This is a genomic window from Nocardioides sp. SRI_004 (assembly GCF_057586415.1).
Map to the genome: position 1 here is coordinate 96,059 of NZ_JBYCZV010000013.1, position 24,704 is coordinate 120,762.

Sequence of the window (24,704 nt, forward strand, 5' to 3'; positions counted from 1 at the left end):
ACCCGAGCAGTGGAGCCGGCAACCGCTGAATCAATCCGCCGCGTTCGCGCAACGGCTGTTCTCAGCGACTCGATCGGTTGGAGCGTCACAGGTACAGATTCACTGGGAGGCAACGGTTGAGAAGTTGCGTCCCTGATAGTGGTGTGGCGCCACCCGGGCGTTGGTGACCAGTCGTCAGCCGCCAGCCGTCTGAACTCAGGCCTCCGATCAAGGTCCTCCGCTACACCTTCTGTATGTAGCCGCGTAAGCGAGTGGCCGCTGGGAGAATGGTCACGTGACGGCTGACAACTTCGGAAGCAAGCGCTTCCAGCGTGCCCTCAGGCTCACCCGCGCCAGCCTGCTCGACGAGCCGATCCGGCACGGGTCGTTCTTTTCTCACGCTGCGATCGCCCGTGGTGGCCAGGGGACGGTATTCCTCGGTGCCGGCGACGATCGGGCACTCTCGCGCATCTGCATCATTAAGACGTTCGCCGACGCCGAGCAGTACGCGCTTGATCGAGCTGCCCGGAGCATGCGAACTCAGTTGGCACTGCTGGACAAGGCGAGCGACTATCCGGCTCCGATGTATCCGCTCGACGAGCAGATCCGCCCCAGTCCGTGGGTACCGGACATTCTCGCGTGGGATCTTGAGGCTGCCGCGCCATGGGTCGCGCAAGACTTCCGCGGTCCAAACCTTCGCCGAGCGCTCGCAAACGGCGTCGCCGACAGCAGCAGTCGCAGCAACCGGGATCAACGCACCGACGCCGACGTTCGCACCTGGCTGCTCTCCCAAATTGTGAGTGCAGTGGAGTTCGTCCACATGCACGGCGTCGTCCACCGCGACCTCAAGCCGGACAACGTCCTGGTGGAGCGGGTCAACGATCAGCACATGCTGTCCGAGAGTGTCGCACTGTGCGACTTCGACTTAGCGAAAGGTCAGGGCCAGACAGCGCTCACACAGACGGCTGTCGGCATGGGGACCTTTGGGTACTCGGCTCCCGAGCAACTGTGGATCAGCGCCCGCGAGGTCACGCCGGCAAGCGACATCTACGCCCTCGGAATGCTGACGGTCTATCTGCTTACCGGTCACGAGCCGCGAGACGTCATGGTCGGTCCCGATCTGACACGGCTTCGACTCGCCCCCTCGGTCGCTCAGCAGCTTGGCAACAAGCGCGAGTGGGTCGAAAAGGCTCTGTCTTTCGCGCCTGAAGACCGTCCTCCGCTAGACGCGCTCAGCCGGAAGCTTTACGGACCAGGCTTGGACCGGTAGGCGCGGCCCCACCCACGTCGTACTGCCTTGAGCTGTGTATGCGCGACTTTGTACCTGCCGACCCCTGGCGGCCTTTGCCGCGCGCGAGCTTCGGGCAGAAACCCCGTCGCCCGAAAGCCACGACAACTCACCGCCCTGCCGAAAGCAGCAGCATTCCCACGTCGTATCGCTGCGTGAGACGTGATCATTCCACCGTGGACGGCCCACAATCGTCTCGGTGTGACATCGGAAGCCGTCGGTGCTGCCGCCCATGACGCATGTAGCCCTGTCACGGAGCGGGCGGCGATGGCAGCTTCATCACTTCGCGGTAGGCGTTTGCGCGGTTTCGATCTGTCGGCGCCTTGCGCGCGTTCCCAACTGCCTGGACCTGGAGATTGAGAGCGCTGAGATCGCCCCCAAGATGAACCGACCTGGACAAGAGTTCGAAAGCGCGCAGTACGCCGTCAAGGTCGTCGGCCTCGTAGAGCATCGCCGACGTCTCGACGTACTCCCAGCCAGCGTGCTCGAGGAACCAGGAGCTTTTGGTAAGGCACCTGCTTCGTGCGCGTGTAGTCCAGGTTCAATGTCGCTACGTAGTGCATGGACCATATGGTCACTGAATCTGACCGACTGCGCACTCATGCCACCCAACGAACGGCTCGCCACCCCTGCGTCACTTCGCCGCCTTGGCCCGCACCGCCGCCGAGCGATCCGTCATAAGGAGAGGGCGCGGACCACCATCTCGGACACCTGCTCGATGCGGTCTTCGGAGATCTTCACCGGTTGCTCGCGTAGCCACTCGGCGACTCGCTCGCCGTGCACGAAGGTGCACCGACCTCCGGCTACGCCTTGAGGGAAGTTCGCCCACAAAACCATGACGGGCACGATCCACACGTTGAGGCGCGATGCAGCGAGTACCCGGTCGTGCGTTTCCTTCGCCAGAGCGATCACATGGCCCGCGCCCGGATGGTTGTAACCCAGCGCCGGATTGTCGAGCCGCTGGACGGCAACCCGCCCCTCGCTGACGCTCACGGTGCCGTTGATCCGCTTCGAGTCGAGGAGGAACACTCCGCCTGGTCCGACGACGAGATGGTCGATGTTGCCCCGACGCGCAGGCAGGTCATGCCTCACGATCCACCCTTCGGCCTCGAGCGGTCCGAGTGCAGCTGCGGTCGCCTCCTCACCCCACGCGCCCGCCTGCCAGTTCTCGATCCATCCGGGTGGACTCATGCGCGCGAAAAGGTAGAAGCAGAGCGCGGCTCCAGCGAACACGCCGGCGATCCATTCGAGGGATGGCCAAGTGGTGGCGATTGCGAAGGAACCGACGATCACCGAGCCGCAGATCGCCCCGACCGCCAGGAAGAGCTTGCGGTTGCGGCGCCGCCACGATCGGGTCAGGGCGTCGTACTGCGCCTGGCTGGAGCCTCCAGGTTTGCCCACGGACGAGGACATGTCATGAGCATGGCGAATCGCTGCGGCGCGTGAGGGGAATCAGGAAGGCTCGCGAGTTTCGGTGTCCTCGGCGGCGGAGGTCGATCAGGTCCCCGCAGTCCGCAAAATGTCCGCAGAACGTTGAGAACTGGCCATAGAGCGCCACCATCGACAAGTGGCGTGAATGTCGCGTTTGCGCAGCTCAGAGGGACTTTTCAAGCAGTGACCAGCATCAGTCACCCAGGCCCAGAAACCCATCGAATCCTCCCCCTGGTACTACTGACGCCCCGCCCTGATCAGTAGTTGAGGACGCTCAGGACGAGGAGCGCGGCCGCCAGGGCTCCGAGCACGAGGGCGGGAGCCATCTCCTTCGGCCCGTCCTTCACGCGCAGGTGGGCGACCACCGCTCCGACCAGCAGGAGCAGGAGGCCGAGGGCGGCGAGGATGCGGAGCAGAGGAACCGCGGCCCCGGCGACCAGTCCCGCCGCGCCGGCGAGCTCCAGCGCACCGATGGCCCGGTACGCGTCGACGCCGAGACCGACGTGTGCGGCTCGGGCCCGCATCGACGGGACGGCGGCGAGCTTCGCGGCGCCGATGGCAGTGAAGGGCACCGCGAGGAGGGCGGTGAGGACGGCCGTGGTGTTCATGACTTCTCCTTGTGGCTCGAAGCGCTGTCGCGGGCGAGGGCGCGGAGCCGGCCGACCGGCACCTTGCGGCCGAAGGCGACGGCGGTCGTCCGCTGTCCGGGTCGGTCCCAGCGCAGGATGGCGTCGCCCGCCTGGACGTCCCCGTCCACCGACGCGGGCGCACCGGTGAGCGGAAGAGGGCCGGCGACCTTGATGGAGAGCCCGAGGATCTCCGTCCAGAAGTAGTCGTCGGTCGGCCGCAGCGGGCTGTCCTGCCCGAGCATGGAGGCAGCGGCGACCTTGCCCTGCGCGACCGCATTGGACCAGAACGGCGCGCGGCTGCCGCTGCAGCCCGCGGAGGGGCTGAGGCGGGCGACGTCTCCCGCGGCGAACACGCCGGGCACCGAGGTCGAGCAGCGCTCGTCGATCGCGATGCCCGCAGGATCTGCCAGCGGAGTGCCGGACAGCCATCCGACCGCGGGGAGGTCGCCGGCGCACGTGACGACGAGGTCCGCCGTCAGCGTGTCCCCGTCCGGCAGTGTCACCCCGCGGACCGGGGTTCCGGCAAGCTCGACGGGGCCGGAGACCTGGCGGGTCCGGACTCCTCGGGCCGCCGCGTGGGCCGCAAGGCGGTCCGAGAGGTACGAGCCGAGCAGCCGGCGCAGCGGGGGCTCGGTGTCGATGACGGTGACGTCCAGTCCCCTCGCGGCGGCCGCGCTGGCCACCTCCATGCCGAGGAAGCCGGCGCCGATGACGATGACCGACGCAGCGTGGTCCATCCGTTCCCGGATCGCGCGTGCGTCCGCGAGGGTGCGCAGCACGAGCTCGCCGCGCTGGTCCGGGGTCGCCAGTCGTCGCGCCGTCGCGCCGGTCGCGACGAGCAGGGCGTCGTACGGCACGGCTCGTCCGTCGTCGGTCGTCACGACCCGGCCGGGGGCGTCCAGTGCGACGGCGGGGGAGCGGACGTGCCGGAGGTCGAGGTCCGCGCACGGGTAGGAGAGCCCGGTCTCGCCTGAAGCGTCCTTCAACACGGCCTTGGACAGCGGCGGCCGTGCATACGCGCCCTCGGGCTCGCTCCCGATGATGGTCACGGTCCCGTCGTACCCCTGGGCGCGGAGCTCGCGAGCGGCGGTCAGGCCGGCGATCGACTCGCCGACGATCACCACGGCTCCGGGCCGAGTCACGAGGTCTCCCGCAGCGCGGCGACCGGGCACGACGCGATGGCCGCTCGCGCTGGCGCCTGCTGGTCAGCGGGGACGTCGGAACCCTCTGCGTGATAGGTCAGCTCGGCGTCGTCATCGAGGCTGAAGAGCTGCGGTGCCTGTTCGGCGCAGAGGCCGTGGCCCTCGCACCGGTCGTACTCGACGTGGATCCTCATGGTGGTCACCCTGCGGGGATCAGCTCGAGCGGGAGGTGCTCGAGGCGGTGGATGATGTTGTTGACGGCCCAGGTCGGCTCTCCGGTGAGCCGGATCTGCTCCACCCGGTCGAGCAGGTGCCCGAGGATGGACCGGATCTCCAGCCGGGCCAGGCCCTGCCCGGCGCATCCGTGCGTGCCGTGGCCGAACCCGAGCTGGTGGCTCGCTTCGCGGGTGATGTCGAACGTTGCCGGATCGGTCCACGCCGACTCGTCCCGGTTGGCAGAGGCGTACATGACGAGGACCCGGCTGCCCGCGGGCAGGTCGGTGCCGGCGAGGGAGGTGTCCTCGGCGAGCTGGCGGCCGAAGGCCCGCAGCGGCGACTCCAGCCGGACGACCTCGTTGATCGCGTTCGACAGCAGGCCGCGGTCGGCACGCAGGGCCTGCCACTGGTCGGGGTGCTGCGCGAACAGGTACAGCGCGCTGGCGATGGCGCTGAGGGTGGTGTCGATCGACGGTGCCAGGTAGTCGACCAGCAGCTTGGGGCAGCCGGATGCGTCCAGGCGCCCTTCGTCGACGGCCTTCAGGAGGTCCGCCCCGAGGCTGCCTTCCTGCAGGGTGCGCTGCTGGGCGACGGTGCGTGCGTAGCGCAGCATCTGCAGGGTCGGCTGGATGCTGCGGACCGACTGCCCGTTGATCGGGCCCAGCGCGTCGAAGGTTGCGGCACCCCACGCCAGGAGGCGGTCCCTGCCCTCCTCCGGCCACCCGATCAGGTCGGGGACGATCGACATGGGCAGCGCCATCGCCAGCTCCTCGACGCCGTCCACGTGCCGGCGCTGGACGGCGTCGGCGACGACGAGCCCGGCCTGCTCGTCGACCTGCTCCTGCAGCGCCCGGAGGGCACGGGGGGTGAGCCGGTGCGCCACGAGGCTGCGCCGCTCGGCGTGCTCGGCGCCGTCGCTGTTCAGGGTCGTGCCGCGCGAGAAGCGGTTCGAGATCGGGTTGAGCCCCACGCCCCGGCCCGACACGAAGGTCGTGTCGTCGAGCAGGACGGTCTTGCACTCGGCGTAGCGGGGGAGTGCGTACACCTTGTGTCGCTGGAGCCAGACCACGGGGCCCAGCGAGCGCAGGCGCTGGTAGTGGGGATAGGGATGCAGGATCGCCGAGCGCGAGTAGAGGTTTCCGGTGTCCGTCGGTACGGGCCTGTGCGGCATGGGTGCTCTCCTCCGTGGCTGCTGGTGCGTGACGAGTGTCAACCGCGCATCCCCCGCGCCAGAAGGGCATCACGCTGTAGATTGCTGGCGTGACCATGCATGACGCACAGTGCGAGCGAGGCTCGGCGTGACGTCCCGGTCGTTGGCCAGGGAGTGGGATCCGCCGCCGCCCGCCATCGCCACCCTCCTGCGGCGAGCCGTCGAGGTCATGCTCGAGGAGGCCGACGAGCTCCTGGCGGCCATCGACGCGGCGAGCTTCGAGGTCAACCGGGAGCTGCTCGAGCTCGCGCCGGGGCTGGGTGATGCGCTGCGCGCTGCCGGACGGTCGAACGTGATGGTGTGGGCGCTGGCCAACATGCGCAAGCCCGGCCTGCCGGTGCCCGCGAACCTCAGCCCGGAGAACCTCGACTTCGCCAGGGACGTGGTCCGGCACGGCTTCGACGAGACGATCCTGAGCGGGTTCCGCACCGGGCAGAACCTCGCGCTGCGCACGGCGACCGATGTCGCGTTCCGCGTGACCGACGACCACGAGGCACTGCACGAGCTCCTCGTGCTGATGTCCCAGTCCATCTTCGCCTACGTCGAGGACACCCTCGAGGGCATCACCGCGACGATCCGCGCCGACCGGGCGCAGCTGCGCGACGCGGCGAGCGCCGCGCGGGCCGAGGCCGTGGCGCTGATCCTCGAAGGCGCCCCGATCTCCGAGCGTCGCGCCACGCAGCTCCTCGGGTACGACGTCGAGCGTGCCCACGCCGCCGCGATCGTCTGGTCCGACGAGGCCGTGACGGATGGCGCTATCGAGTCGGTCACGAACGACCTCGCCCGGATGTCCGGCGCCGCCCGTCCGCTGACCCTTCGCGTCGCGCCGTCGACGGCGTGGGTCTGGCTCTCGGGCGGCGCGTCGTCCGGCGTCTCGGAGCGCCTGCAACCGATGGACGGGATACGGGTGGCGCTCGGACGCCCGGCTGCGGGGCTCGCCGGGTTCCGCAAGAGCCACCAGGAGGCCGCCGCCACCCAGCGGCTGGCCCGCCGCCTGCCCCTGCGGAGCTCGCTGACGTCGTACGACGAGGTCGAGGTCCTGGCCCTCGCGAGCGCCAACGAGGACCAGGCCCGCGACTTCGTCGCGCGGACCCTCGGCCCGCTCGCCGACGCTCCGGCGGAGGTGCGCGCCACGCTGCGGACCTACCTCCGCCAGGAGTGCAACCTGAGCCGGACCGCTCAGCTGGAGTTCGCCCACCGCAACACGGTCGCCGCGCGGCTCGAGCGCGCTCGCGACCTCCTGCCGCAGCCGCTCGCGGACCGCACGCTCGAGGTGTCCCTCGCGCTCGAGATCGCCCGGATCCTGGTGGCCTGAGTGCGGCGAGGCGTGGCCGATGTGCCCGGCCCCCACGCCCGTGGCCACTATCCGGAAATCTCCCCCAGCTTCCTGAGCGACTTGTGGAGCGCCGCGCTCAGGGCGTTCTTGAAGACGATGCCCATGGGGCCGTCGATCATCCCGCCGTCGACACTGGTGACGAGGTCGACGCGGGTGCCGCCGTCGCCGGGGATCAGGCGGATCGTGAGGGCCAGCTCGACCCGGGCCCGCGTGACCCCGCTCATGCGCACGGACCGCTGCGGATCGACCTCCTCGAAGGTCCAGTCGATGCTGATCGGCATGTTCATCGCCGTCGCGGACGCTGTCGCCTTGGCGCCCGCGACCGCTACCGGCGGAGGATCGCTCTTCCAGGACTTGTGAATGGTGAGCCACTCGGCCCACCGCGGCGGCTCGCTGATGAAGGGCCACAGCTGCCCCGGATCCGCAGGGACGGTGGCGCTGGCTTCGACGGTTCGCATTCTTCTTCTCCTTGGTGTGGGTGGGACGTGCTCATGGCGAGCAGTCGGGGGCCGCGCGGGTGGGCGGGATCCTTGCAAGGCTCCAGGTCGCCGACGCGGCCACCGCTGCGACAGCGAGACTGAATCCGATGCCGGCCGGTTGCAGACCCACGACCTGGGCAGCGAGGCCCTCGCCGAGGATCGGGGCCGAGATCGCGACGTAGGCGACCACGAACAGGCTGGACGTGATCTCGCTGCGTTGATGTGCGGGCGCTGCGTCCTGGAGCAGCGCGACGGACGTCCGGAAGGTGATGCCCTGGCCGGTGCCGGCGAGCAGGACCGCCACCAGCAGGGGGGTGAGATCCGTCGTGGCGACGGCAACGGCCAGCGCGAGTGAGCCGAGGGTCAGCGCGGTGCCCGCGGCCCGAGGCGCGCGCGTGCCCAGGAGCGGTGCGACGACCTGTCCGAAGGTCGATGCGCCGAAAAGCGCTCCGACGACCAGTCCAGCCAGGGCAGGGTTCGGGAGCTGGAGCAGTTGCGCGAGGAAGAGCGGCACCACGGCCGTGAACAGCCCGAGCATGGCGAATCCGGCGAAGACCGCAACTGCCGAGCGTGCGAAGACGAGTCTCGCGCTGCGTGGCACGGAAAGCCGGGCTCCCCAGCGGAAGCCGCTTCCCCCGACGGGCTCCCTCGGGCGGGGGATCGCCCAGATGCCGGCTGCGGCCATGGTGAGAAGCCCCAGGTGGACGACGTAGGTCAGCTGCAGTGGGTGGTGGGCGTACTGCGCCAGGAGGCCCGCGACGACGGGACCCGCGCCCAGTCCTCCCATGTTTGCTGCGGTGGCGACCAGGACGGCGCGCTCCCTGTCCTGCGCCAGCGCGACGATCGCGGCGGTTGCGGTTCCGGTGAAGACGCCAGCCGAGAGACCTGACAGCAGGCGGGCCGCGATCAGCACCTCGAAGCTGTCGGCGAGGAGGAATGCGACTGAGCTCGCGGCAGCGCAGGCCAGGCCCGGCAGCAGCGTGCGGCGGTACCCGATCGCGTCGGACGCGCGTCCGAAGAGGAGGAGCGCGAGGAGCACTCCGGCGGCGTAGGCCGCGAAGATGACGGTGACCGCGAGCGTCGACAGGCCGAGCTGACGCTGGTAGAGGACGTACAACGGCGTCGGCAGCGTCGTCCCGAGCATCGTCGCCGCGAACGCGGCGGCGACCAGCCAGGGCGCGATCGTCGGCCGCGGTGTGCGATCGCGCCGGACCTCGTGGCGGGCGCCCATGGGAACTCCTCGTCAGCCGGCCGCCCGGCAGGTCGGCCTTCCTGTTGATAACGGATACGTTGTAACCGTTATTGTGTCGGTGGTCAAGCCGACCCATACTGGGCAGGTGTCCGACCTCCGTCACGCTTCCGCGGCTGCCGGCCCTCGACGCTCGCCCGGACGGCCGCCCGTGCCGCGGGAGGACATCGTGGCGGCAGCCCTCGCCATCGTCGACGACGAGGGCCTCGACGCGCTCTCCCTGCGTGCCCTGGCGCAACGCCTCGGCTCCGGCACGGCCACCCTGTACCGACACTTCGAGGGAAGGTCCGAACTGCTCGCCGAGGTCGCGGACCGGGTGCTGGGCGAGGTCCGCGTGGACGCCGATGCGGTGGCGGAGGGCTGGGAGGACGCGTGTCGTGAGCTGGCTCGCGCCCTCTTCCGCGTGCTGTGCAGGCATCGCAACGCCGCCCCGCTGCTGGCGCAGCGCATCCCGCTCGGTCCGCACGCGATGGTCCAGCGCGAGCGTGCGCTCGCACTGCTGCTCGAGCGCGGGTTCTCCCGTGAGCTCGCGGTCGGTGCCTACACCACGATCTCCAGGCACGTCCTCGGCTACGCCATGCAGCTGGGCGGGTCGACCGCGCCGGACCGGGATCGGGAGGCCGCGGAGGTCTCTGCGCAGATCGACTCGCTCGATGGACGGCGGTTCCCCGCCACTGCGACGGTCGCCGACCTGATGCCGGTGCCGATCGAGACGGAGTTCGAGTTCGGCCTCGACCTGATCATCGAGGGCCTCGCCGTGCTTCGGGGTCGCGAGGAGACCGCCTGACAGGCTGTCGCCCCGGCGGTCTGCGACACCAGGGTTGACCTCCGTCGCCTATAACGGATACGGTGTATCCGTTATAGGGTTTCGGCGGATCTGAGGTGCGTTGTGACAGCCAGGAGACTCCTGCGCGGGGGAACCGTGCTGAGCATGGACCCGGTCGTGGGTGACCTTGAGTCCGGGGACGTGCTGATCGATGACGGCGTCATCGTGGAGGTCGGATCGGGCATCCCGGCGGCTGAGGCCGAGGTCATCGACTGTGCCGGCAAGATCGTCCTGCCCGGCTTCGTCAACTCCCACCACCACATGTTCCAGACCGCATTGCGCAACTACTGGTCGGATGCGTTGGACATGGACTACTTCCTCCAGTCGCGGACGGGCGAGGATGCGCTGTTCCACCAGTACGCGCCCGCCGACGTGTACTGGGGGGAGCTGGGGGGAGCCCTCGAGAACCTCGCGGCCGGGACCACCACCGTGGTCGACACCTCGCAGTGCTCCTACACGCCGGAGCACACGGATGCGGCGCTCGAGGGCATCCGGCGCTCGGGGATCCGGGCGGTCTTCAGCTACTCGCCGGTGTTCGGCGACCATGAGGTGGATGACCGGTACAGCCACCCCGACGACATCCGGCGCCTGCTCGGGGCCGCAGGCTCGGACCTGATCCGGCTGGCCCTGGGCTATCACGTCGACGAGGACCTCTTCCGCCTCGCCCGGGATCTGGTCCTGCCCGTCTTCGCGCACGTCAACGACGCGAGCTTCGGCCGGCTGCTCGAGGAGTTCGAGGAGGACGGCCTGCTCGGAGCGCACCTGACGTACATCCACTGCCTCGGGCTCGATGCCTCCACCTGGCAGGCGATCTCCCGTACCGGTGGGAAGGTCTCCGCGTCGTGCATCGCCGAGCAGACCCTGGCCATGGGGCCGCCTGCGCTCAACGATGCTGTCGACCACGGGGTGACCGTGGGCCTCGGCACCGACGCGGTCAGCATCGGGCCGGTCGACTTCTTCTCCCAGATGCGCGCGGCGTACGCGCTGCACCGCGGTGGGCGAGCCGACGTCGCCTCGAGCCGCGGGGTGGATGTCGGGCGCGACGGGAGGTTGCTGTCGCCCCGGGACATCCTCGAGATGGCCACGATCGGTGGCGCGCGGGCCGCTCAGGTCGACGACCTCGTCGGTTCGCTGACCCCCGGCAAGCGCGCGGACGTGCTCGTCCTGAACGGCCGCGCACTCAATGCCGGGCCGGTCCTCCATGCCCCCGGCGCCGTGCTGAACATGGACACCAGCAACGTCGAGACGGTTCTCGTCGACGGGCGGACGGTCAAGGCCGACGGGCAGCTCGTGGGTGTCGACGTCCGCCACGTCGTGGAGCGGCTGACCGAGTCCGCCGAGGGCCTGTTGGCCCGCGCCGGTGCGCGCTCCGTCGTACTCACGTCCTGCCGGCCCTAGTGCACCCGTCCGCACGGGACCGGGCATGCCCATTTAATGGATACGGAGTAACCACAATGGAGTACATGGACGAGACCTCGGCACTCGTCGAGCTCGACGGCATGAAGGTGCACCTCCGCAGAACGGGTCAAGGGCCCACGCTGCTGCTGCTCCACGGCAGCGGCTCGTCGCTGCACATCTTCGATGCAGCAGTGGCGATCCTCGCCCGCGACTTCGACGTCGTCCGGGTCGACCTGCCGGGGTTCGGCGTGACGGGCCCGCGCCCCGACCGCGACTACTCCGTCGGCGCCTATGTGTCCTTCCTCGATCGCTTCGCTGATGCGGTGGGCCTCGAGCGCTTCGTGCTCGCCGGGCACTCCTTCGGCGGACAGGTCGCATGGACCTATGCGCTCTCCCATCCGGGCCGGCTCACCGGCCTCGTCCTGATGAACGCCACGGGATATCCCGACAAGTCGGTGCCGCTGGTCCTGCGACTGGCGCGCCATCCCCTGACGCGCCCGCTCGTCCGCCACCTCGGGTCGCCTGCCGCGACGCGCAGGAGCCTGGTCCGCCTCGCCGGACCCGGTTCGTCGGTCATGGACGACGCCATGGTCGACCGCGTCCACGCCTTCACGTCGGGCGCGGACGCCAGGCAGGCCCTCATCGACTTCGCCGGCACCGAGCAGCCCGACCGGTCTCGCGAGCTCGTCGATATCTCGACCCCGACGCTCGTCCTGAGGAGCGACCTCGTCGACGGCCAGCACTTCGGCCGGGACATCCCGGGGTGCCGAGAAGTCCTCCTGCCCGACGTCGGTCACCTGATGCCCGCAGAGGCGCCTCACGTCATCAGTGGCGCGATCACGAGGTTCTCCCGAGATCTCGACGAGCAGGAGCAGTGATGCGGTACTTTGTCGCCCGGGGAGAGACGGCGCGGCTCGATGCGTCGGCGAGGCGCGGACGTCGCGGGGACTTCGTGGTCCTGTCCGACGGCGTGACCCATTACGAGCTCGCGGGACCGGAGCCGGGGCCCACGGTCGTCTTCGTGCCCGGACTGACCATCCCACTCGACTTCTGGGACGGCGTGGTCGGCGAGCTCCACGATCGCGGCCTGCGCACCCTCACCTACAGCGCCTATGGCCGCGGCATGTCCGACAGGGTGCGCGGCCGCTACGGTCGCGAGCTGTTCGTGCGCCAGCTCGACGATCTGGTCCGGCACCTGGAGCTGGCGCCCCAGCATCTGGTGGCCTCGTCCATGGGTGCCCTGATCGCCCTCGCGTACGCCGGTTCCGCGGACGCATCCGTAGCGTCGCTGGTGCTCAGCGGCCCGGCAGGCCTGGCTGCCGAACGCAATCCGATCTCCCTGCTCCCCGACCGCGGTCCGGTGCTCCCGCTGATCGGCAAGAACCTGCTGCGCCGAAACCTGTTGCGCCACCTCGCGCGCAATGTCGAGTCCGCGGAGGATGCGTCGCGGCTGCGGCAGCTGGTCCTGGACGGCTTCCAGTACGAGGGCTCGATGTACGCGTTGACCTCGACCCTGAAGCATTTTCCCCTCACGGACCAGCATGCCCTCTTCGACAGCGCCCGGCGGGCACTGCCGCCCACGATGCTGGTCTGGGGAGGCAACGATCGGGTGACCCCGCCGACCGGGCTCGCGCCGGCCGTCGAGCTGCTGAGGCCGGCGCGTGCGGAGTACCTCCCTGACTGCGGCCACATGGCGCCCTTCGAGCGACCCCTCGAGTTCGCCGGCCTGCTGACCACCTTCCTCACGGAGCTCTGAGATGACCCAGCTCGACGTACTCATCGTGGGCGCCGGCCCTGCCGGCCTGACCCTGGCCTGCGACCTGGCCAGGCGCGGCGTCCGGCACCGCATCATCGACGCGGCCGACGCCGGGTTCTCCGGCTCGCGGGCCAAGGGCGTGCAGCCACGGACACTCGAGGTCTTCGACGACTTGGGACTCGTCGACGACGTCCTCGATCGCTCCCTCCGCTATCCGCTGCTCGGCGTCCACGTCGGCCCCGTGACCATTCCGTGGCGGATGATGGCCCGGCACGAGCCGACCGACGACGTCCCCTACCCGGAGACCAGGCTCATCCCGCAGTACGACACGGATGCCTGCCTGCGTCGACGGCTCGCGGACCTCGGTGGCGCCGTCGAGTTCTCGACCCGACTGGTGGAGTACGACGGCCCGACCACGGGCGGCAGCGTGGTCGCGACCGTCGTCGGCCCACGGGGCGAAGAGGCGATTCGTGCCCGCTACATCGTCGGCGCCGACGGTGGGGCCAGTGCGGTGCGGAGCCGGGCGGGGATCGCCTTCGTGGGCGACACCGACGAAGGCGATCGCATGATCGTCGCCGACGTCGTTGTGGAGGGCCTCGCGCGCAACCGCTGGCACGTCTGGCCACGCAGCGGCGGCCGATTCGTCGCCCTGTGCCCGTTGCCGGGTGACAGCTTCCAGCTCATGCTGCGCCTCAAGGGCGGGGAGACGCCGGAGCGGGATCCGGCGGCCATCGACCGAATGGTCCGCGAGGCCACGGGCCGCGCCGGCCTGCGGGTTCGCGGCGTCTCATGGTCCTCGGTGTTCCGGCCCAACGTTCGCCTCGCCGAGCGCTACCGCGCGGGCAGTGCCTTCCTCGTCGGCGATGCGGCGCACGTCCACACGCCGGCCGGGGCGCAGGGGCTCAACACCGGAGTGCAGGACTCCCACAACCTCGGATGGAAGCTCGCTCAGGTGATCGCGGGCGCGCCGGACGAGCTGCTCGACACCTACGAGGCCGAGCGTCGACCGGTCGCGGCCCGCGTCCTCGGCCTGTCCAGCGTGCTCTACCAGAGCATCTCGAACCGACCGCTCGCCGCGGCCAAGCGGGGCGACGAGGAGCGCCAGCTGCAGCTGAGCTATCGCGGCGGGCCGCTTGCTACGGAGATCCCCGGTGCCACCGACTCCGCGGTGCAGGCCGGCGACCGCGCGCCGGATGCCCGCTTTCGGCTTCCCGACGGTCATCAGGGAACGCTGTTCGACGCCTTCCGCGGACCGCACTTCACGCTCCTTGCGGTCGGGGATGCCGCGATCGAGGCGCTGGGTGGTCTCGCCTGGCCGAGCAAGGGAGCCGAGCTCGAGATGGTGCCGATCCCGACCGCAGGGGCCGCGGGTGTCACGGCAGCGTACGGACTCCGGCAGCCAGCGCACATCCTGGTTCGTCCCGATGGATATGTCGCCCATGTCGCGACTCGCGACTGGCAGGCCGCGCTGCGCCGGGCGAGCGCGTTGATGTGTCCGCGGTGATGGAGCGGTCGCGATGGCCTCGGGTGCGCTCGCGAGAGAGGGTCGCGTCCGCGCGCCCAGCTCAGGCGGGCCGGATCTCGGCGAGCAGCTCGTCCAGCGGGCCGCCGGGGCCCGGCAGTGGCTGGCTGACGACAGCGTGTGCTTCCTCGATGCTCAGGCCCAGCATGACGAGGAGGGACTGCGTGACGGTGTCGGTGAGGGCGGCGTCGTCGGCGTCCGGATGCTGGTGGAGGTGCTCGCCCAGGGTGAGTGCGGCCCCGCCGACGATGAGGAGCGCCGCGGTGGGCTCGACGTCGCGGAAGCGGCCCGCGGCGACGGCGGCCGCGATGTCGCGCAGCGCGCGCGGGGCGAGGCCGTGGTCGGAGGCGACCAGAGCGGCCCCGTGGGACAGCATCACCTTGCTCAGCTCGGGAACGAGGCGGTGCAGGCGGCCGACCATGCGGAAGCTCCGCGCGAAGGCCTCCGCGGGGTCGTCGAGGTCAGTGGTGACCAGGTCGAGGAAAGCGCCCTGCTGCTCGAGGGCATCGTCGACAGCGGCCTCGAACAGCTGTTCCCGGCTCTCGAAGTGGTTGTAGAACGACCCCATCCCCACGTCGGCGAGCTGGGTGATCTCGAGGATCGCGACATGCGCACGGTCCTCGGCGAGCAGCCGCTGGGCTGCCTTGATCAGGGCGGCCCTGGTCTGGGCCCGTTGCCGTGCGCCTCGTGCGCTCGCCGCCCTGGCCATCGCCTCCGACACCTGTTGCTCCTCACCTCGCCTGCCTGACGGGTCACTCTAGCGCCCGGCGCGAGATGAATGACGAATCCGTCAACGAACCTTGACCGCGGCTCGCCTGTGATTGACGATTGCGTCAAGCAAAAGGAGACGACATGTCCGCTGTTCCCGTGCGCGCGCAGGAAGCGCCCCGCCTCCCGGTGTCCGCGCGATGAGGTCGTTCCGGGATCGAGACCCGATTCGGGTCGGTGTGGCCGGGTTGCTCCTAATCTGCCTCTCGCTCGTTGCCGGCGTCCGGGCGGGCGACCTGCCCTTCGTCGGTGGCGACACCTACTACGCGGAGTTCTCGGACCTGGGCGGCCTCAAGCTGGGGGACCCGGTCCTGGTGACCGGTGTCCGGGTGGGCAAGGTGACCAGCATCGAGCTCGTCGACGCACGGGTCCGCGTCGGGTTCGACGTGGACGGCGCGGCCGAGCTCGGCTCGGAGACCCGGGCCGTCATCAAGGTCCGCACGCTCCTCGGTGCGATGTTCCTCGCGCTCGAGCCGGCCGGGCGGGGCGAGCTGGACGAGGGCGATGTCATCCCGTTGTCCCGTACGACGGCGCCGTACGACGTGATCGACGCGTTCAGCGGCCTGTCGGACCGGGCGGCGGCGATCGACACGGACCAGCTCGCCGCGTCGTTGACCACGCTCGCGGACCTGACCCGCAACACGCCGGAGGAGTTCCGGGCTGCGCTCCGCGGGGTCTCGGGGCTGGCGCGGACGGTGGCCGGTCGCGACGCCGAGCTCGAGCGGCTGCTCCAGGACCTCGCCCGGGTGAGCCGCGCGTTGGCGAGCCGCGACGATGACATCGTCGCGCTGATGGACGACGCCGACGTGCTGTTCCGGGCCCTCGTCGACCGGCGGGAGGCCATCCACGAGCTCCTCGTCGCGACTGCTGACATGAGTCGTGTGCTCACCGGGCTGATCGCCGACAGCCGGGCTGATCTCGCGCCGGCGCTGAAGCATCTCGACTCGGTCCTGGCCGTGCTGCGCAAGAACGAGGACAACGTCGAAGCGAGCCTCATGGCCTTCGCGCCCTTTGCCCGGCTCTTCGCCAATGTCGCCGGGAACGGCCCGTGGCTGGACGGCTACATCTTCAACCTGCCGCCGCTTCCCGCGGGGAAGGCAGGGTGACGACCGCCGTTTCTGATGAATTCGTCATCAGACCTTGACGATCGACGCCTTTTGATTGACGATTACGTCAGACAAGAGGAGGGCCCGTGTCGACCCATCACACGCACAACGACCTGCACAGTGAGCAGGGAGCACTTCCCGGCGAGCACCCCGGCCGGACGAGGAACCCCGTCATCAAGGTGCGCGACCTGGCCTGGCTCGAGTTCGAGAAGCCGGACCTCGACGGCGCCGAGGTCTTCGCGCACGCCTTCGGGTTCGCCACCAGCTTCAAGGACCGCGACGAGCTCCACCTGCGCGGCACCCTGGCGGGGACCCCCGCCGTCATCGTCCGGCGTGGCGCACGCTCCCGGTTCACCGGACCTGCGTTCCTCGCCGCGGACGACGCCGACCTGCTCCGCCTCGCCGGCCACCTGGACGTCCCGGTGGCGCCACTGCCGGAGAGCCTGGGCGGTCTCACCGTGGACGCCCGCGACCCCAGTGGCGCGCGGGTCCGGGTGGTCACCGGTTGCCACGCGCTCCCGGCGCTGCCGGGCCAGGAGCCGCTCGCCCACAACGTCGGCGACCGGCGCCCCCGCGTGAACGCCACCCAGCGGCCGCCCCGGGAGCCCGCGAAGGTCGAGCGGCTCGGCCACGTCGTCCTCCAGACGCCGCGCTACCGGGCGGCGCTCGACTGGTACCTCGAGCACCTCGGCCTCATCGTCAGTGACTTCCTCTACTACGACGGCCAGCGGGCCCTGGGGCCGACGATGAGCTTCATCCGCTGCGACCGTGGCAGCGAGCCCGCCGACCACCACACCCTCGCGATGACCCTCGGTCCTCGCGCGCGGTACGTGCACTCGGCGTACCAGGTGGCTGACCTCGACGCGCTCGCCGCGGGCGGCGAGTTCCTGCTGGACGCGGGCTACCACCGCTCGTGGGGGATCGGTCGCCACATCCAGGGCAGCCAGATCTTCGACTACTGGCGCGACGACAACGGCTTCCTCGTCGAGCACTTCACCGACGGGGACCTGTTCGACAACACCCTCGAGCCCGGGTGGGCGCCCATGACGGCCTCCGGTCTCGCGCAGTGGGGGCCGCCTGCCTCCGCCGACTTCATGGGCCTCAAGCCCGGCCGCGAGTCCCTGGCCGAGGCCCGCTCCATGCTCTCCGCCCTGCGGAGGTCCGACAACGAATTCGACCTGACCCGCCTGCGCGGGCTCCTGAAGGTGGCCAACTCATGAGCATCAACGTCATCCGCACCGCCGACCGCTGGTACGTCGAGAAGTCGGACCGCACCGGCACCCTCATCGACACCGCGGCGATCACGACCGCCGAGCTGCTCGCCGACCGGGCGGCCATCGACCTCGCCGTCGCGGGCGAGGAGAGCGACCTGCCCGGCGACGGGCTGCAGGCGCCGGTGACCGCGCCGTGCCGTGTCGTCGCCCAGATGACGAACTTCGTCAGCCACATCAAGGACTCCGGGTTCAACCCGGACACTGTGCCGCTGACCTTCTTCCGCAAGACCTCGCACTCGATCAGCGGACCCGCCGACGACATCGTCAAGCCGTCCCACGTCCGCTTCCTCGACTACGAGGTGGAGGTCGGACTGGTGATCGGCAAGGAGCTCCCGGTCGGGACCACACTGACCAAGGAGAACATCGCCGACCACGTCGCCGCGCTCGTCGTGACCAACGACGTCTCGGCCCGTGACCTGCAGCTGCCGAAGACCCAGTTCTTCGAGGCCAAGTCCTATCCGACCTTCACCCCGGTCGGCCCGCGGCTGGTCGTCCTGGAGCCCGGTGACTGGGAGCGCTTCGAGGAGCTGCGGCTCCAGCTGTGGGTCAACGGCGAGGTCCGGCAGGACGCGGTCGTCGCCGAGGACATGCTCTACAAGCCGGTCGAAGCGCTCCAGGGGCTGACGCGCTTCCAGCCGCTGTCCCCGGGCGACCTCGTCCTCACGGGGACGCCCGGCGGCACGGCGCTGAAGGCCCCGCGCAAGCCGGTCGAGATCATCGGAGCGCTGCTCCCGCCGGCCACCAAGTGGAAGGCCTTCTTCAAGGCGCAGGCGAGGAACACGGCGTACCTCGCGGACGGCGACGTGGTCGAGATCCAGGTCGCGACCCTCGACGGCAAGCTGGACCTCGGACGACAGCGCACGACGGTCCGGTACGCGTCCGAGGCCGACCGGTGAGTGCGCCGACGGCACTCCCCACCGCCTGGCCGACGTTCGAGGCCCCGGAGGACGTGGAGAGGATCGAGGCCGTCCCGCTGGCCGAGCGGGACCTGCCGGCCACGACGTACCAGGTCCTCCGGCGCGCGGCCGGGCAGTGGTCGGAGCGCGTCGCAGTCAGCGTGATGCCGGACGCGACCCGGTGGCGGGAGGCGGCCAGCCTCACCTACGCCGAGCTGCTGGACGGCGTCGACCGGGTCGCCAACGCGCTCGTGCGCCGAGGCGTCACACCCACCACCCCGGTCGCGATCGTCGCCCCGAACTGCCTGCAGCTCGTCCCCGCGATGCTGGGTGTCCAGGCGGCCGGTGTCGCCGTCCCGCTCAACGGGGGTCTCAGCGCCGAGCACCTCGCCACGCTCCTCGAGCGCGCCGGTGTGCGGCACGCCGTCGTGGCCTCGTCCGACCTCGACGGCGGGATCTGGGACAAGGTCTCCGGGCTCGCCGCCGCGGGTCACCTGGACCACCTGTACCTGCTCGACCCGACCGACCGCACCCGCACGCCTGTCGCTGCGCACCCTGACGTCGACGGTGACGTCGCGGTCGAGTACCTGGCCGACGCGGCCGCGGCCGAGCAGCCCGGCTACGACGACCCGCACACCTCCGGCGACATCGCCGCGGTCTTCCACACCGGCGGCACGACGGGCATCCCCAAGCTGGCCGCGCACACCCACGCCAACCAGGTCATCGACGCGTGGCTCATCGCCGCCGACTCCACCGCCGACTCCACCGCCGACACCAGCGGCGAGCCGGCGACCATCCTCGGCGCACTGCCGTTGTTCCACGTCAACGCCCTGCACGTCACGATGCTCGCGCCGATGCTCAAGGGGCAGCGCGTCGTGTGGGCCGGCCCGCTCGGCTACCGCGATCCCGCCCTGTACAGCGAGATCTGGAAGATCGTCGAGCACTACTCCGTCGCCACCATGAGCGCCGTCCCCACGGTGTACGCCGTACTGGCCGGATGCCCGGTCGACGCCGACATCTCGTCACTGCGCTTCGCCGTGGTCGGGGCGTCCGCCCTTCCACCGGCCGTGCGCACCGCGTTCGAGAACCACACCGGCGTCCCCCTGCTGGAGGGTTACGGCCTCACCGAGGGCACCTGCGCGAGCGCCCGCTCCTTCGTGTCCGACCCCCGTCCGGGGTCGGTCGGCAAGCGACTGCCCTACCAGCAGCTGCGCGTGGTCGACGTCGCGCCGGACGGCTCGTGGACCGACGTACCGGCGGGCGCTGTCGGCACCCTCCTGATCGGTGGTCCGACCGTGTTCGCGGGCTACGTGACCGGCCGGGGCGACGACGGCTTCGTCCTGGACCACCTCGGCAAGGTCCGCGACGGCTGGCTCGACACGGGCGACCTGGCGCGCATCGACGACGGCTTCCTCCACCTGACCGGCCGGGCCAAGGACCTGATCATCCGGGGCGGGCACAACATCGACCCCGCCGCCATCGAGGACGCGCTGCGCGCCCACCCCGCCGTGGCCGACGCAGCCGCTGTCGGTCGACCGGACCCCCGCGCCGGCGAGGTCCCGGTCGCCTACGTCACCGTCGCGGCAGGGACCGAGACCAGCGCCGGGGACCTGGAGGCCTTCGTCGCTGCGTCCAGCCTGGAGCCCGCGGCAAGGCCGAAGTCCGTCACCATCCTCGACGCCCTTCCGGTCACCGACGTCGGCAAGCCCTACAAGCTCGCCCTGCGCGCGGATGCCGCACGAAGGGCCGTCGAGGACGCCCTCGCGGACCTCGTCGGCGTGACCGGCATCGAGGGTCTCGTGGCCGACGGATCGGTCCGTGTCGTCGTCACCGTCGGGCCCGACGCCGATGCCGTCGCCGTCCGCGACCTGCTGGACCAGTTCGCCCTGGCCAGCGAGGTGGTCGCGTCGTGACCGCGGCGGCCGGTGTCCGGCACGGCGGGGGGCCGTCCGAGGAGCCAGATGTTGTCGTGGTCGGCGCTGGTCCCACCGGGGTCACGGCCGCCATCCTCCTCGGCCAGGCAGGAGTCCGGACGCTGGTCCTGGACCGTTGGCCCGACGTGTTCCCCCAGCCACGCGCGGCGCACTTCGATGACGAGGTCTACCGGATCCTCGCCCGCCTCGGTGTGGCCGAGCAGGTCAACCGCATCACGATCGCCGGAGCCGGCCTGAGGCTGCTCTCGCCTCGTCATGTCGCGCTGGCCCAGTTCGACCGGACGGTCCCCTGCACGTCCAACGGCTATCCACAGGCCAACATGTTCGATCAGCCGGAGCTCGAGACCGTCCTGCGTGCCCGGATGCGTGAGCTGCCCCTGGTGGGCTTCCGGGGTGACGTCGAGGTCCGCGCGGTCCGACCGAACGGCCAGAACCGCCCCGAGGTCGAGTACGTCGACCTCGGCACCCAAGAGGTCCACCGGGTCCGTCCGCGGTTCGTCCTCGGGTGCGACGGCGCGAACAGCACCGTCCGTGCCGCCATCGGATCGACGATGCAGGACCTCGGGCTCGGCGACCAGCGCTGGCTCGTGGTGGACATCGTGACGCCGCGCGACCTCGGGCACTGGGGTGGCGTCCACCAGGTCTGCGACAGCAACCGCGCCGCCACCTACACCCGCATGGGCGAGACCCGGCACCGGTGGGAGTTCGCACTCCGGGACGACGAGTCGGCGGCCGACTACCAGGATCTCGACGCGCTGGCGCCGCTGCTGGCCCCGTGGGACACCGACACGACCGACTTCGAGCTCGTCCGGCTGGCGGAGTACACCTTCCGGGCGAGACTGGCCGACCGCTGGCACCGGGACGGGGTCTTCATCCTCGGCGACGCCGCGCACCTGACCCCGCCGTTCATCGGGCAGGGCATGGGCGCGGGCATCCGGGACGCGGCCAACCTCGCCTGGAAGGTCGCGGCCGTCGTCGATGGCATCCTCCCGGTCGAGGTGCTCGACAGCTACGAGGCCGAGCGTGCGCCGCACGCGCGCGCCATGATCCGCCTCGCCAGCCTGGTCGGACGAGCCATGACGGCCGGCGGGCCGCTCGGCGACCGCCTGCGCGGGATCGTCGTCCCGCTCCTGGTGCACCTGCCCGGCGTACGCGGCCGCGTCCTCGACAGCACCACCCCGGCCCTGTCCCGCTCGTCGCTGGTCGACCGCCGTCGACCGGGTCGTGGCCTTGCCGGAACGCTGTGTCCCAACCCGGTCGTGGCGGCGGGGGAGCGCCTCGACGCTGCCGCGGGTGATCGTTGGGTGGTCGTGTCGCGCGCGATTCCGGACGATCGCGATGACGAGCTCCTCCGGTGCCACGACACGGTGGTGATCGACGCTCGGGAGACCCCGGAGCTGGACCGCTGGCTGGGCCGCCACCAGGCGGCGCTGGTGCGACCGGACCGGACCGTCATGACCGTGGGAACGGTGGACGCCGTCGTCAGGCGCGCACCCTTCAACCGTTCCCGAACGACCCTTCAAGCACAACGGAGCTAGACGATGCTGCGTACCGAGTCCCGGCAGGGATCCCGATCGACCGACTTGACCCTCTTCGCGATGTGCCTGTCGCTGGTACTGGTGGTCGGGTCGGTCTCCGCCCTCAACCTGGCCCTGCCGGAGCTGGCGGTCGACCTCGACGCGTCGACGACGGCCCTGACCTGGATCGCGGACGGCTACACCGTCGCGCTCGCCGCGCTGGTGCTGCCGCTCGGTGCCCTCGGCGACCGGTGGGGGCGGCGCAACGTCCTGGTCGTCGGTGCGGTGGTGTTCGGTGCCGCTTCGCTGCTGGCGTCGTACGCCGACACCAGCGACGCGCTGATCATCTGGCGGGTCGTCATGGGTGTGGGCGCGGCGATGATCATGCCGGGCACCCTGTCGACGATCACCGCTGCCTTCCCGGCGGACCAGCGGGCCCGCGGTGTGGCCGTCTGGTCGGGTGTCGCGGCAGCCGGGGCGATCCTCGGGATGCTGGCTGCCGGTGCCCTCCTCGAGCAGTGGACGTGGCGGTCGATCTTCGTCGGCTCCGCCGCCGTCGCCGTCGCAGCCGCCGTGGCGGCACTCGCCTGGGCGCCGAACACGCGCGACGAGGACCAGGGCCGCCCCGACGTCGCCGGCGCCGTCCTCTCGTCGGTCGCCATCGGCACCCTGGTGTTCGCCATCATCGAGGGCAACGAGAAGGGCTGGACCGAGCCGGTCGTGATGGTCACGGCGGTCGTGGCCGTCGTCTGCTTCGCGGGCTACGCCGTCCTCGGGGCCCGCCACGACGAGCCGCTGCTGGACCCACGGCTCTTCGGCCGGCCCGGCTTCCGCAGCGGCGCCATCACCGTGCTCGTGCAGTTCATGGCCGTCTTCGGGTTCTTCTTCGTCGGCCTGCAGTACCTCCAGCTCATCCTCGAGTACAGCCCGCTCGAGGCCGCCGTGGCGCTGGTCCCCGTCGCGATCGTCGTCCTGCCTGCCTCACGGGTCACGCCGTGGCTGGTCGAGCGCATCGGTACCAATGTCGTGATGTCGAGCGGGCTCGCACTGCTGGCGGCGGGCCTGTTCTGGGTCGCCCGCCTCGACGTCGACGCGGGCTACCTGCCCTTCCTCGGCGGGATCCTCGTCGCGGGCCTCGGCATCGGCCTGTCCACGTCGACCGCGACCAGCGCCATCGTCGGCTCCCTCGGCGCCGGGCAGCAGGGGGTCGCGTCGGCGGTCAACGACGCCACGCGCGAGGTCGGCTCGGCGGTCGGGATCGCGGTCATGGGCTCGGTCTTCGGGAGCGTGTACGCCGACAACCTGCCGGACCTGGGTGCCCTGCCCGCCGAGGCTCGTGAAGCGGTCCAGGACTCGCCGGCCGCGGGACTGCACGTGGCCGCCCAGCTCGGAGAGCAGGCGGGCTCGCTCGCGGATGCGGTCAGGCTCGCGTTCATGGACGGCCTGGAGGCGTCCCTCCTGGTCATCTGCGTGGTCCTCGTTGTCTCCGCGATCGGCGCGGCGCTCCGGGCCCCCCGGCGAGGTGAGCCGCCCACCGCGACGTGATGCAGGATGGGACCGTGAGCTGGTCCCCGTGGCGCGTCGTGCCGGCGGGAGTGATCCTGGCGCTGGCCCTGACAGGCGCGCTGCTCGTGCTGCGCGCGCCGGACGACGACCACGACGCGCCGCCCACGACCTCCCCGGCGGTCTCCTCCGCGGCCCTCGAGCCCTGCATCCACACCGGCGACCTCGAGACCGTCCGGGCCCTCAACGAGTTCGTGACGAAGGCCCGCGGCAGCGAGGGCTTCGCCGGCGGCGACGTCGGCGCGAGCGTCGAGCTGCAGGACGGACGCCGCCTCTTCGTCTTCGGCGACACGCTCCGGGCGAGCGACTTCGACGGCCAGCGCTTCGTGCGCAACTCGATGTTGGTCTTCTCGCCCGGGTGCGGACAGGTGGTCATGCCCCATGACCACGGTGCGCTCGTGCCCGACCGCGAGGACGGGGTCGGCTACTGGCCGATGTCGATCGCCCGCATCGAGCGCCAGGGCCACGACATCGTCGGGGTCGGGCTGCAGCGGGTCCGCTCGACCGGTGGCTCGGGCGTGTTCGACTTCGAGATCCTCGGCCCCGCGGTGGCGCGCTTCGACGTACCCCGTGGAGGGGTGCCCGAGCTGCAGTCGGTGCGCGACATCGGACCGGACCGGGCCGACACGAACCAGCCCATGTGGGGAGCGGCCGCCGTTGTCGACGGCGGCTGGGTCTACCTCTACGGCACCTCCCGGCCTGCGGACGCGGGACTCAACGGCTTCGACCTCCGCGTCGCGCGGACCCGACCCGAGTCCGTGGGCGACCCCGCGACCTGGCAGTACTGGGACGGCCGGGCGTGGTCGGCGAGGGCCCGGAGCGCCGTGGAGCTCATCGACCACCGCGGGGGAGTGTCACAGACGCTGAGCGTCTTCCGGGTGGGGCGGACCTGGTACGCGTTGAGCAAGAGGGACGAGGTCCTCGGCACCGACCTGACCGTCTGGACCGCCCCGAGCGCGGCGGGACCCTTCACGGTTCAGCCGGCGTCGGCGTCCATCCCGTCGGACGCCGTTTCGGGCACCCTCCGCTACATGCCGCTGGCGCACCCCGACCTCCTGCCCGAGCCCGGCACCGTCGTCGTGAGCTACAGCGTCAGCAACACCGACTTCGAGGTCGTCCGCGACGACCCGCGGCGCTACCGCCCGCGCTTCCTCCGGGTCGCCCTGCCGGGGCCGCACGGATAGG

Annotated in this window: 22 protein-coding genes; 14 read left to right on the plus strand and 8 right to left on the minus strand. The window is 70.7% G+C overall.

Annotated features, from left to right (window positions below):
• The first annotated feature begins 274 nt into the window (after positions 1 to 274).
• Complete coding sequence (locus tag AC2YHB_RS17955; protein WP_487354404.1) at positions 275 to 1,249, plus strand: protein kinase domain-containing protein; 975 nt, start codon at positions 275 to 277, stop codon at positions 1,247 to 1,249.
• Between the two features lie 693 nt (positions 1,250 to 1,942).
• Here AC2YHB_RS17955 and AC2YHB_RS17960 read toward each other — a convergent pair.
• The 5 genes from AC2YHB_RS17960 to AC2YHB_RS17980 form a co-directional block, all read right to left on the minus strand.
• Entirely contained in the window at positions 1,943 to 2,680 is a 738-nt protein-coding gene (locus tag AC2YHB_RS17960; protein WP_487354405.1) for a nuclease-related domain-containing protein, read from the minus strand.
• 275 nt (positions 2,681 to 2,955) lie between these two features.
• Entirely contained in the window at positions 2,956 to 3,306 is a 351-nt protein-coding gene (locus tag AC2YHB_RS17965; RefSeq protein ID WP_179648326.1) for a DoxX family protein, read from the minus strand.
• Positions 3,303 to 4,469, minus strand: a complete 1,167-nt coding sequence (locus AC2YHB_RS17970) for an NAD(P)/FAD-dependent oxidoreductase (protein WP_179648325.1) — start codon at positions 4,467 to 4,469, stop codon at positions 3,303 to 3,305. The genes AC2YHB_RS17965 and AC2YHB_RS17970 overlap by 4 nt, the downstream gene beginning before the upstream one ends.
• Positions 4,466 to 4,663, minus strand: a complete 198-nt coding sequence (locus AC2YHB_RS17975) for a ferredoxin (protein WP_179648324.1) — start codon at positions 4,661 to 4,663, stop codon at positions 4,466 to 4,468. Before AC2YHB_RS17975 ends, AC2YHB_RS17970 begins: the two co-directional genes overlap by 4 nt.
• A gap of 5 nt (positions 4,664 to 4,668) precedes the next feature.
• Positions 4,669 to 5,856 (minus strand): cytochrome P450, encoded by a 1,188-nt coding sequence (locus AC2YHB_RS17980; RefSeq protein WP_179648323.1) that lies wholly within the window; start codon positions 5,854 to 5,856, stop codon positions 4,669 to 4,671.
• A gap of 127 nt (positions 5,857 to 5,983) precedes the next feature.
• On the opposite strand from AC2YHB_RS17980, the gene AC2YHB_RS17985 reads away from it, so the two are divergent.
• Entirely contained in the window at positions 5,984 to 7,210 is a 1,227-nt protein-coding gene (locus tag AC2YHB_RS17985) for a PucR family transcriptional regulator (protein ID WP_179648322.1), read from the plus strand.
• A gap of 47 nt (positions 7,211 to 7,257) precedes the next feature.
• On the opposite strand, the gene AC2YHB_RS17990 is transcribed toward AC2YHB_RS17985, so the two are convergent.
• Both AC2YHB_RS17990 and AC2YHB_RS17995 read right to left on the minus strand, forming a co-directional pair.
• On the minus strand, positions 7,258 to 7,689 hold the full coding sequence (locus tag AC2YHB_RS17990) for a type II toxin-antitoxin system Rv0910 family toxin (RefSeq protein WP_179648321.1): 432 nt from the start codon (positions 7,687 to 7,689) through the stop codon (positions 7,258 to 7,260).
• A 31-nt stretch (positions 7,690 to 7,720) separates the two neighbouring features.
• Positions 7,721 to 8,941 carry an MFS transporter gene (locus AC2YHB_RS17995; protein WP_179648320.1) on the minus strand — a complete coding sequence of 407 codons (1,221 nt, stop codon included), beginning with the start codon at positions 8,939 to 8,941 and terminating at the stop codon, positions 7,721 to 7,723.
• A 187-nt stretch (positions 8,942 to 9,128) separates the two neighbouring features.
• Between AC2YHB_RS17995 and AC2YHB_RS18000 the strand changes: the two genes are divergently transcribed.
• The 5 genes from AC2YHB_RS18000 (at position 9,129) to AC2YHB_RS18020 (ending at position 14,443) form a co-directional block, all read left to right on the plus strand.
• The gene (locus tag AC2YHB_RS18000) at positions 9,129 to 9,746 is read left to right on the plus strand and encodes a TetR/AcrR family transcriptional regulator (RefSeq protein ID WP_218864635.1); all 618 of its coding nucleotides are present in this window, start codon (positions 9,129 to 9,131) and stop codon (positions 9,744 to 9,746) included.
• A gap of 144 nt (positions 9,747 to 9,890) precedes the next feature.
• Positions 9,891 to 11,183 carry an amidohydrolase family protein gene (locus tag AC2YHB_RS18005; RefSeq protein ID WP_487354406.1) on the plus strand — a complete coding sequence of 431 codons (1,293 nt, stop codon included), beginning with the start codon at positions 9,891 to 9,893 and terminating at the stop codon, positions 11,181 to 11,183.
• Positions 11,184 to 11,248: 65 nt separating this feature from the next.
• Positions 11,249 to 12,061 carry an alpha/beta fold hydrolase gene (locus AC2YHB_RS18010; RefSeq protein ID WP_218864632.1) on the plus strand — a complete coding sequence of 271 codons (813 nt, stop codon included), beginning with the start codon at positions 11,249 to 11,251 and terminating at the stop codon, positions 12,059 to 12,061.
• Between the two features lie 74 nt (positions 12,062 to 12,135).
• Positions 12,136 to 12,939 (plus strand): alpha/beta fold hydrolase, encoded by an 804-nt coding sequence (locus AC2YHB_RS18015; RefSeq protein ID WP_218864631.1) that lies wholly within the window; start codon positions 12,136 to 12,138, stop codon positions 12,937 to 12,939.
• A gap of 1 nt (position 12,940) precedes the next feature.
• Positions 12,941 to 14,443, plus strand: a complete 1,503-nt coding sequence (locus AC2YHB_RS18020) for an FAD-dependent monooxygenase (protein WP_179648316.1) — start codon at positions 12,941 to 12,943, stop codon at positions 14,441 to 14,443.
• A gap of 61 nt (positions 14,444 to 14,504) precedes the next feature.
• Here the strand turns inward: AC2YHB_RS18020 and AC2YHB_RS18025 are convergent, their stop codons facing one another.
• Positions 14,505 to 15,182, minus strand: a complete 678-nt coding sequence (locus AC2YHB_RS18025; RefSeq protein WP_308645512.1) for a TetR/AcrR family transcriptional regulator — start codon at positions 15,180 to 15,182, stop codon at positions 14,505 to 14,507.
• A gap of 226 nt (positions 15,183 to 15,408) precedes the next feature.
• On the opposite strand from AC2YHB_RS18025, the gene AC2YHB_RS18030 reads away from it, so the two are divergent.
• From AC2YHB_RS18030 to AC2YHB_RS18060, 7 genes are all read left to right on the plus strand, one after another.
• Positions 15,409 to 16,335, plus strand: coding sequence for an MCE family protein (locus AC2YHB_RS18030; RefSeq protein ID WP_308645511.1), 927 nt, complete (start codon positions 15,409 to 15,411; stop codon positions 16,333 to 16,335).
• An 86-nt stretch (positions 16,336 to 16,421) separates the two neighbouring features.
• Complete coding sequence (locus tag AC2YHB_RS18035; protein ID WP_179648314.1) at positions 16,422 to 17,555, plus strand: VOC family protein; 1,134 nt, start codon at positions 16,422 to 16,424, stop codon at positions 17,553 to 17,555.
• Positions 17,552 to 18,505, plus strand: coding sequence for a fumarylacetoacetate hydrolase family protein (locus AC2YHB_RS18040; protein WP_179648313.1), 954 nt, complete (start codon positions 17,552 to 17,554; stop codon positions 18,503 to 18,505). The genes AC2YHB_RS18035 and AC2YHB_RS18040 overlap by 4 nt, the downstream gene beginning before the upstream one ends.
• Positions 18,502 to 20,418 (plus strand): acyl-CoA synthetase, encoded by a 1,917-nt coding sequence (locus tag AC2YHB_RS18045; protein ID WP_179648312.1) that lies wholly within the window; start codon positions 18,502 to 18,504, stop codon positions 20,416 to 20,418. Before AC2YHB_RS18040 ends, AC2YHB_RS18045 begins: the two co-directional genes overlap by 4 nt.
• Entirely contained in the window at positions 20,415 to 21,977 is a 1,563-nt protein-coding gene (locus AC2YHB_RS18050; protein ID WP_179648311.1) for a bifunctional 3-(3-hydroxy-phenyl)propionate/3-hydroxycinnamic acid hydroxylase, read from the plus strand. Before AC2YHB_RS18045 ends, AC2YHB_RS18050 begins: the two co-directional genes overlap by 4 nt.
• A 60-nt stretch (positions 21,978 to 22,037) precedes the next feature.
• Positions 22,038 to 23,501 carry an MFS transporter gene (locus AC2YHB_RS18055; protein ID WP_218864630.1) on the plus strand — a complete coding sequence of 488 codons (1,464 nt, stop codon included), beginning with the start codon at positions 22,038 to 22,040 and terminating at the stop codon, positions 23,499 to 23,501.
• Between the two features lie 14 nt (positions 23,502 to 23,515).
• Entirely contained in the window at positions 23,516 to 24,703 is a 1,188-nt protein-coding gene (locus AC2YHB_RS18060) for a DUF5005 domain-containing protein (protein ID WP_179648309.1), read from the plus strand.
• The last annotated feature ends 1 nt before the right edge of the window (position 24,704 follow it).

Bases quoted from the DNA above. Each gene is read 5' to 3' on its own strand.
- AC2YHB_RS17980 (WP_179648323.1), bottom strand. From the start codon at position 5,856: ATGCCGCACAGGCCCGTACCGACGGACACCGGAAACCTCTACTCGCGC.
- AC2YHB_RS18005 (WP_487354406.1), top strand. From the start codon at position 9,891: ATGGACCCGGTCGTGGGTGACCTTGAGTCCGGGGACGTGCTGATCGAT.
- AC2YHB_RS18055 (WP_218864630.1), top strand. From the start codon at position 22,038: ATGTGCCTGTCGCTGGTACTGGTGGTCGGGTCGGTCTCCGCCCTCAAC.
- AC2YHB_RS17990 (WP_179648321.1), bottom strand. From the start codon at position 7,689: ATGCGAACCGTCGAAGCCAGCGCCACCGTCCCTGCGGATCCGGGGCAG.
- AC2YHB_RS18040 (WP_179648313.1), top strand. From the start codon at position 17,552: ATGAGCATCAACGTCATCCGCACCGCCGACCGCTGGTACGTCGAGAAG.
- AC2YHB_RS17965 (WP_179648326.1), bottom strand. From the start codon at position 3,306: ATGAACACCACGGCCGTCCTCACCGCCCTCCTCGCGGTGCCCTTCACT.
- AC2YHB_RS18020 (WP_179648316.1), top strand. From the start codon at position 12,941: ATGACCCAGCTCGACGTACTCATCGTGGGCGCCGGCCCTGCCGGCCTG.
- AC2YHB_RS17995 (WP_179648320.1), bottom strand. From the start codon at position 8,941: ATGGGCGCCCGCCACGAGGTCCGGCGCGATCGCACACCGCGGCCGACG.
- AC2YHB_RS17975 (WP_179648324.1), bottom strand. From the start codon at position 4,663: ATGAGGATCCACGTCGAGTACGACCGGTGCGAGGGCCACGGCCTCTGC.
- AC2YHB_RS17960 (WP_487354405.1), bottom strand. From the start codon at position 2,680: ATGTCCTCGTCCGTGGGCAAACCTGGAGGCTCCAGCCAGGCGCAGTAC.
- AC2YHB_RS18010 (WP_218864632.1), top strand. From the start codon at position 11,249: ATGGACGAGACCTCGGCACTCGTCGAGCTCGACGGCATGAAGGTGCAC.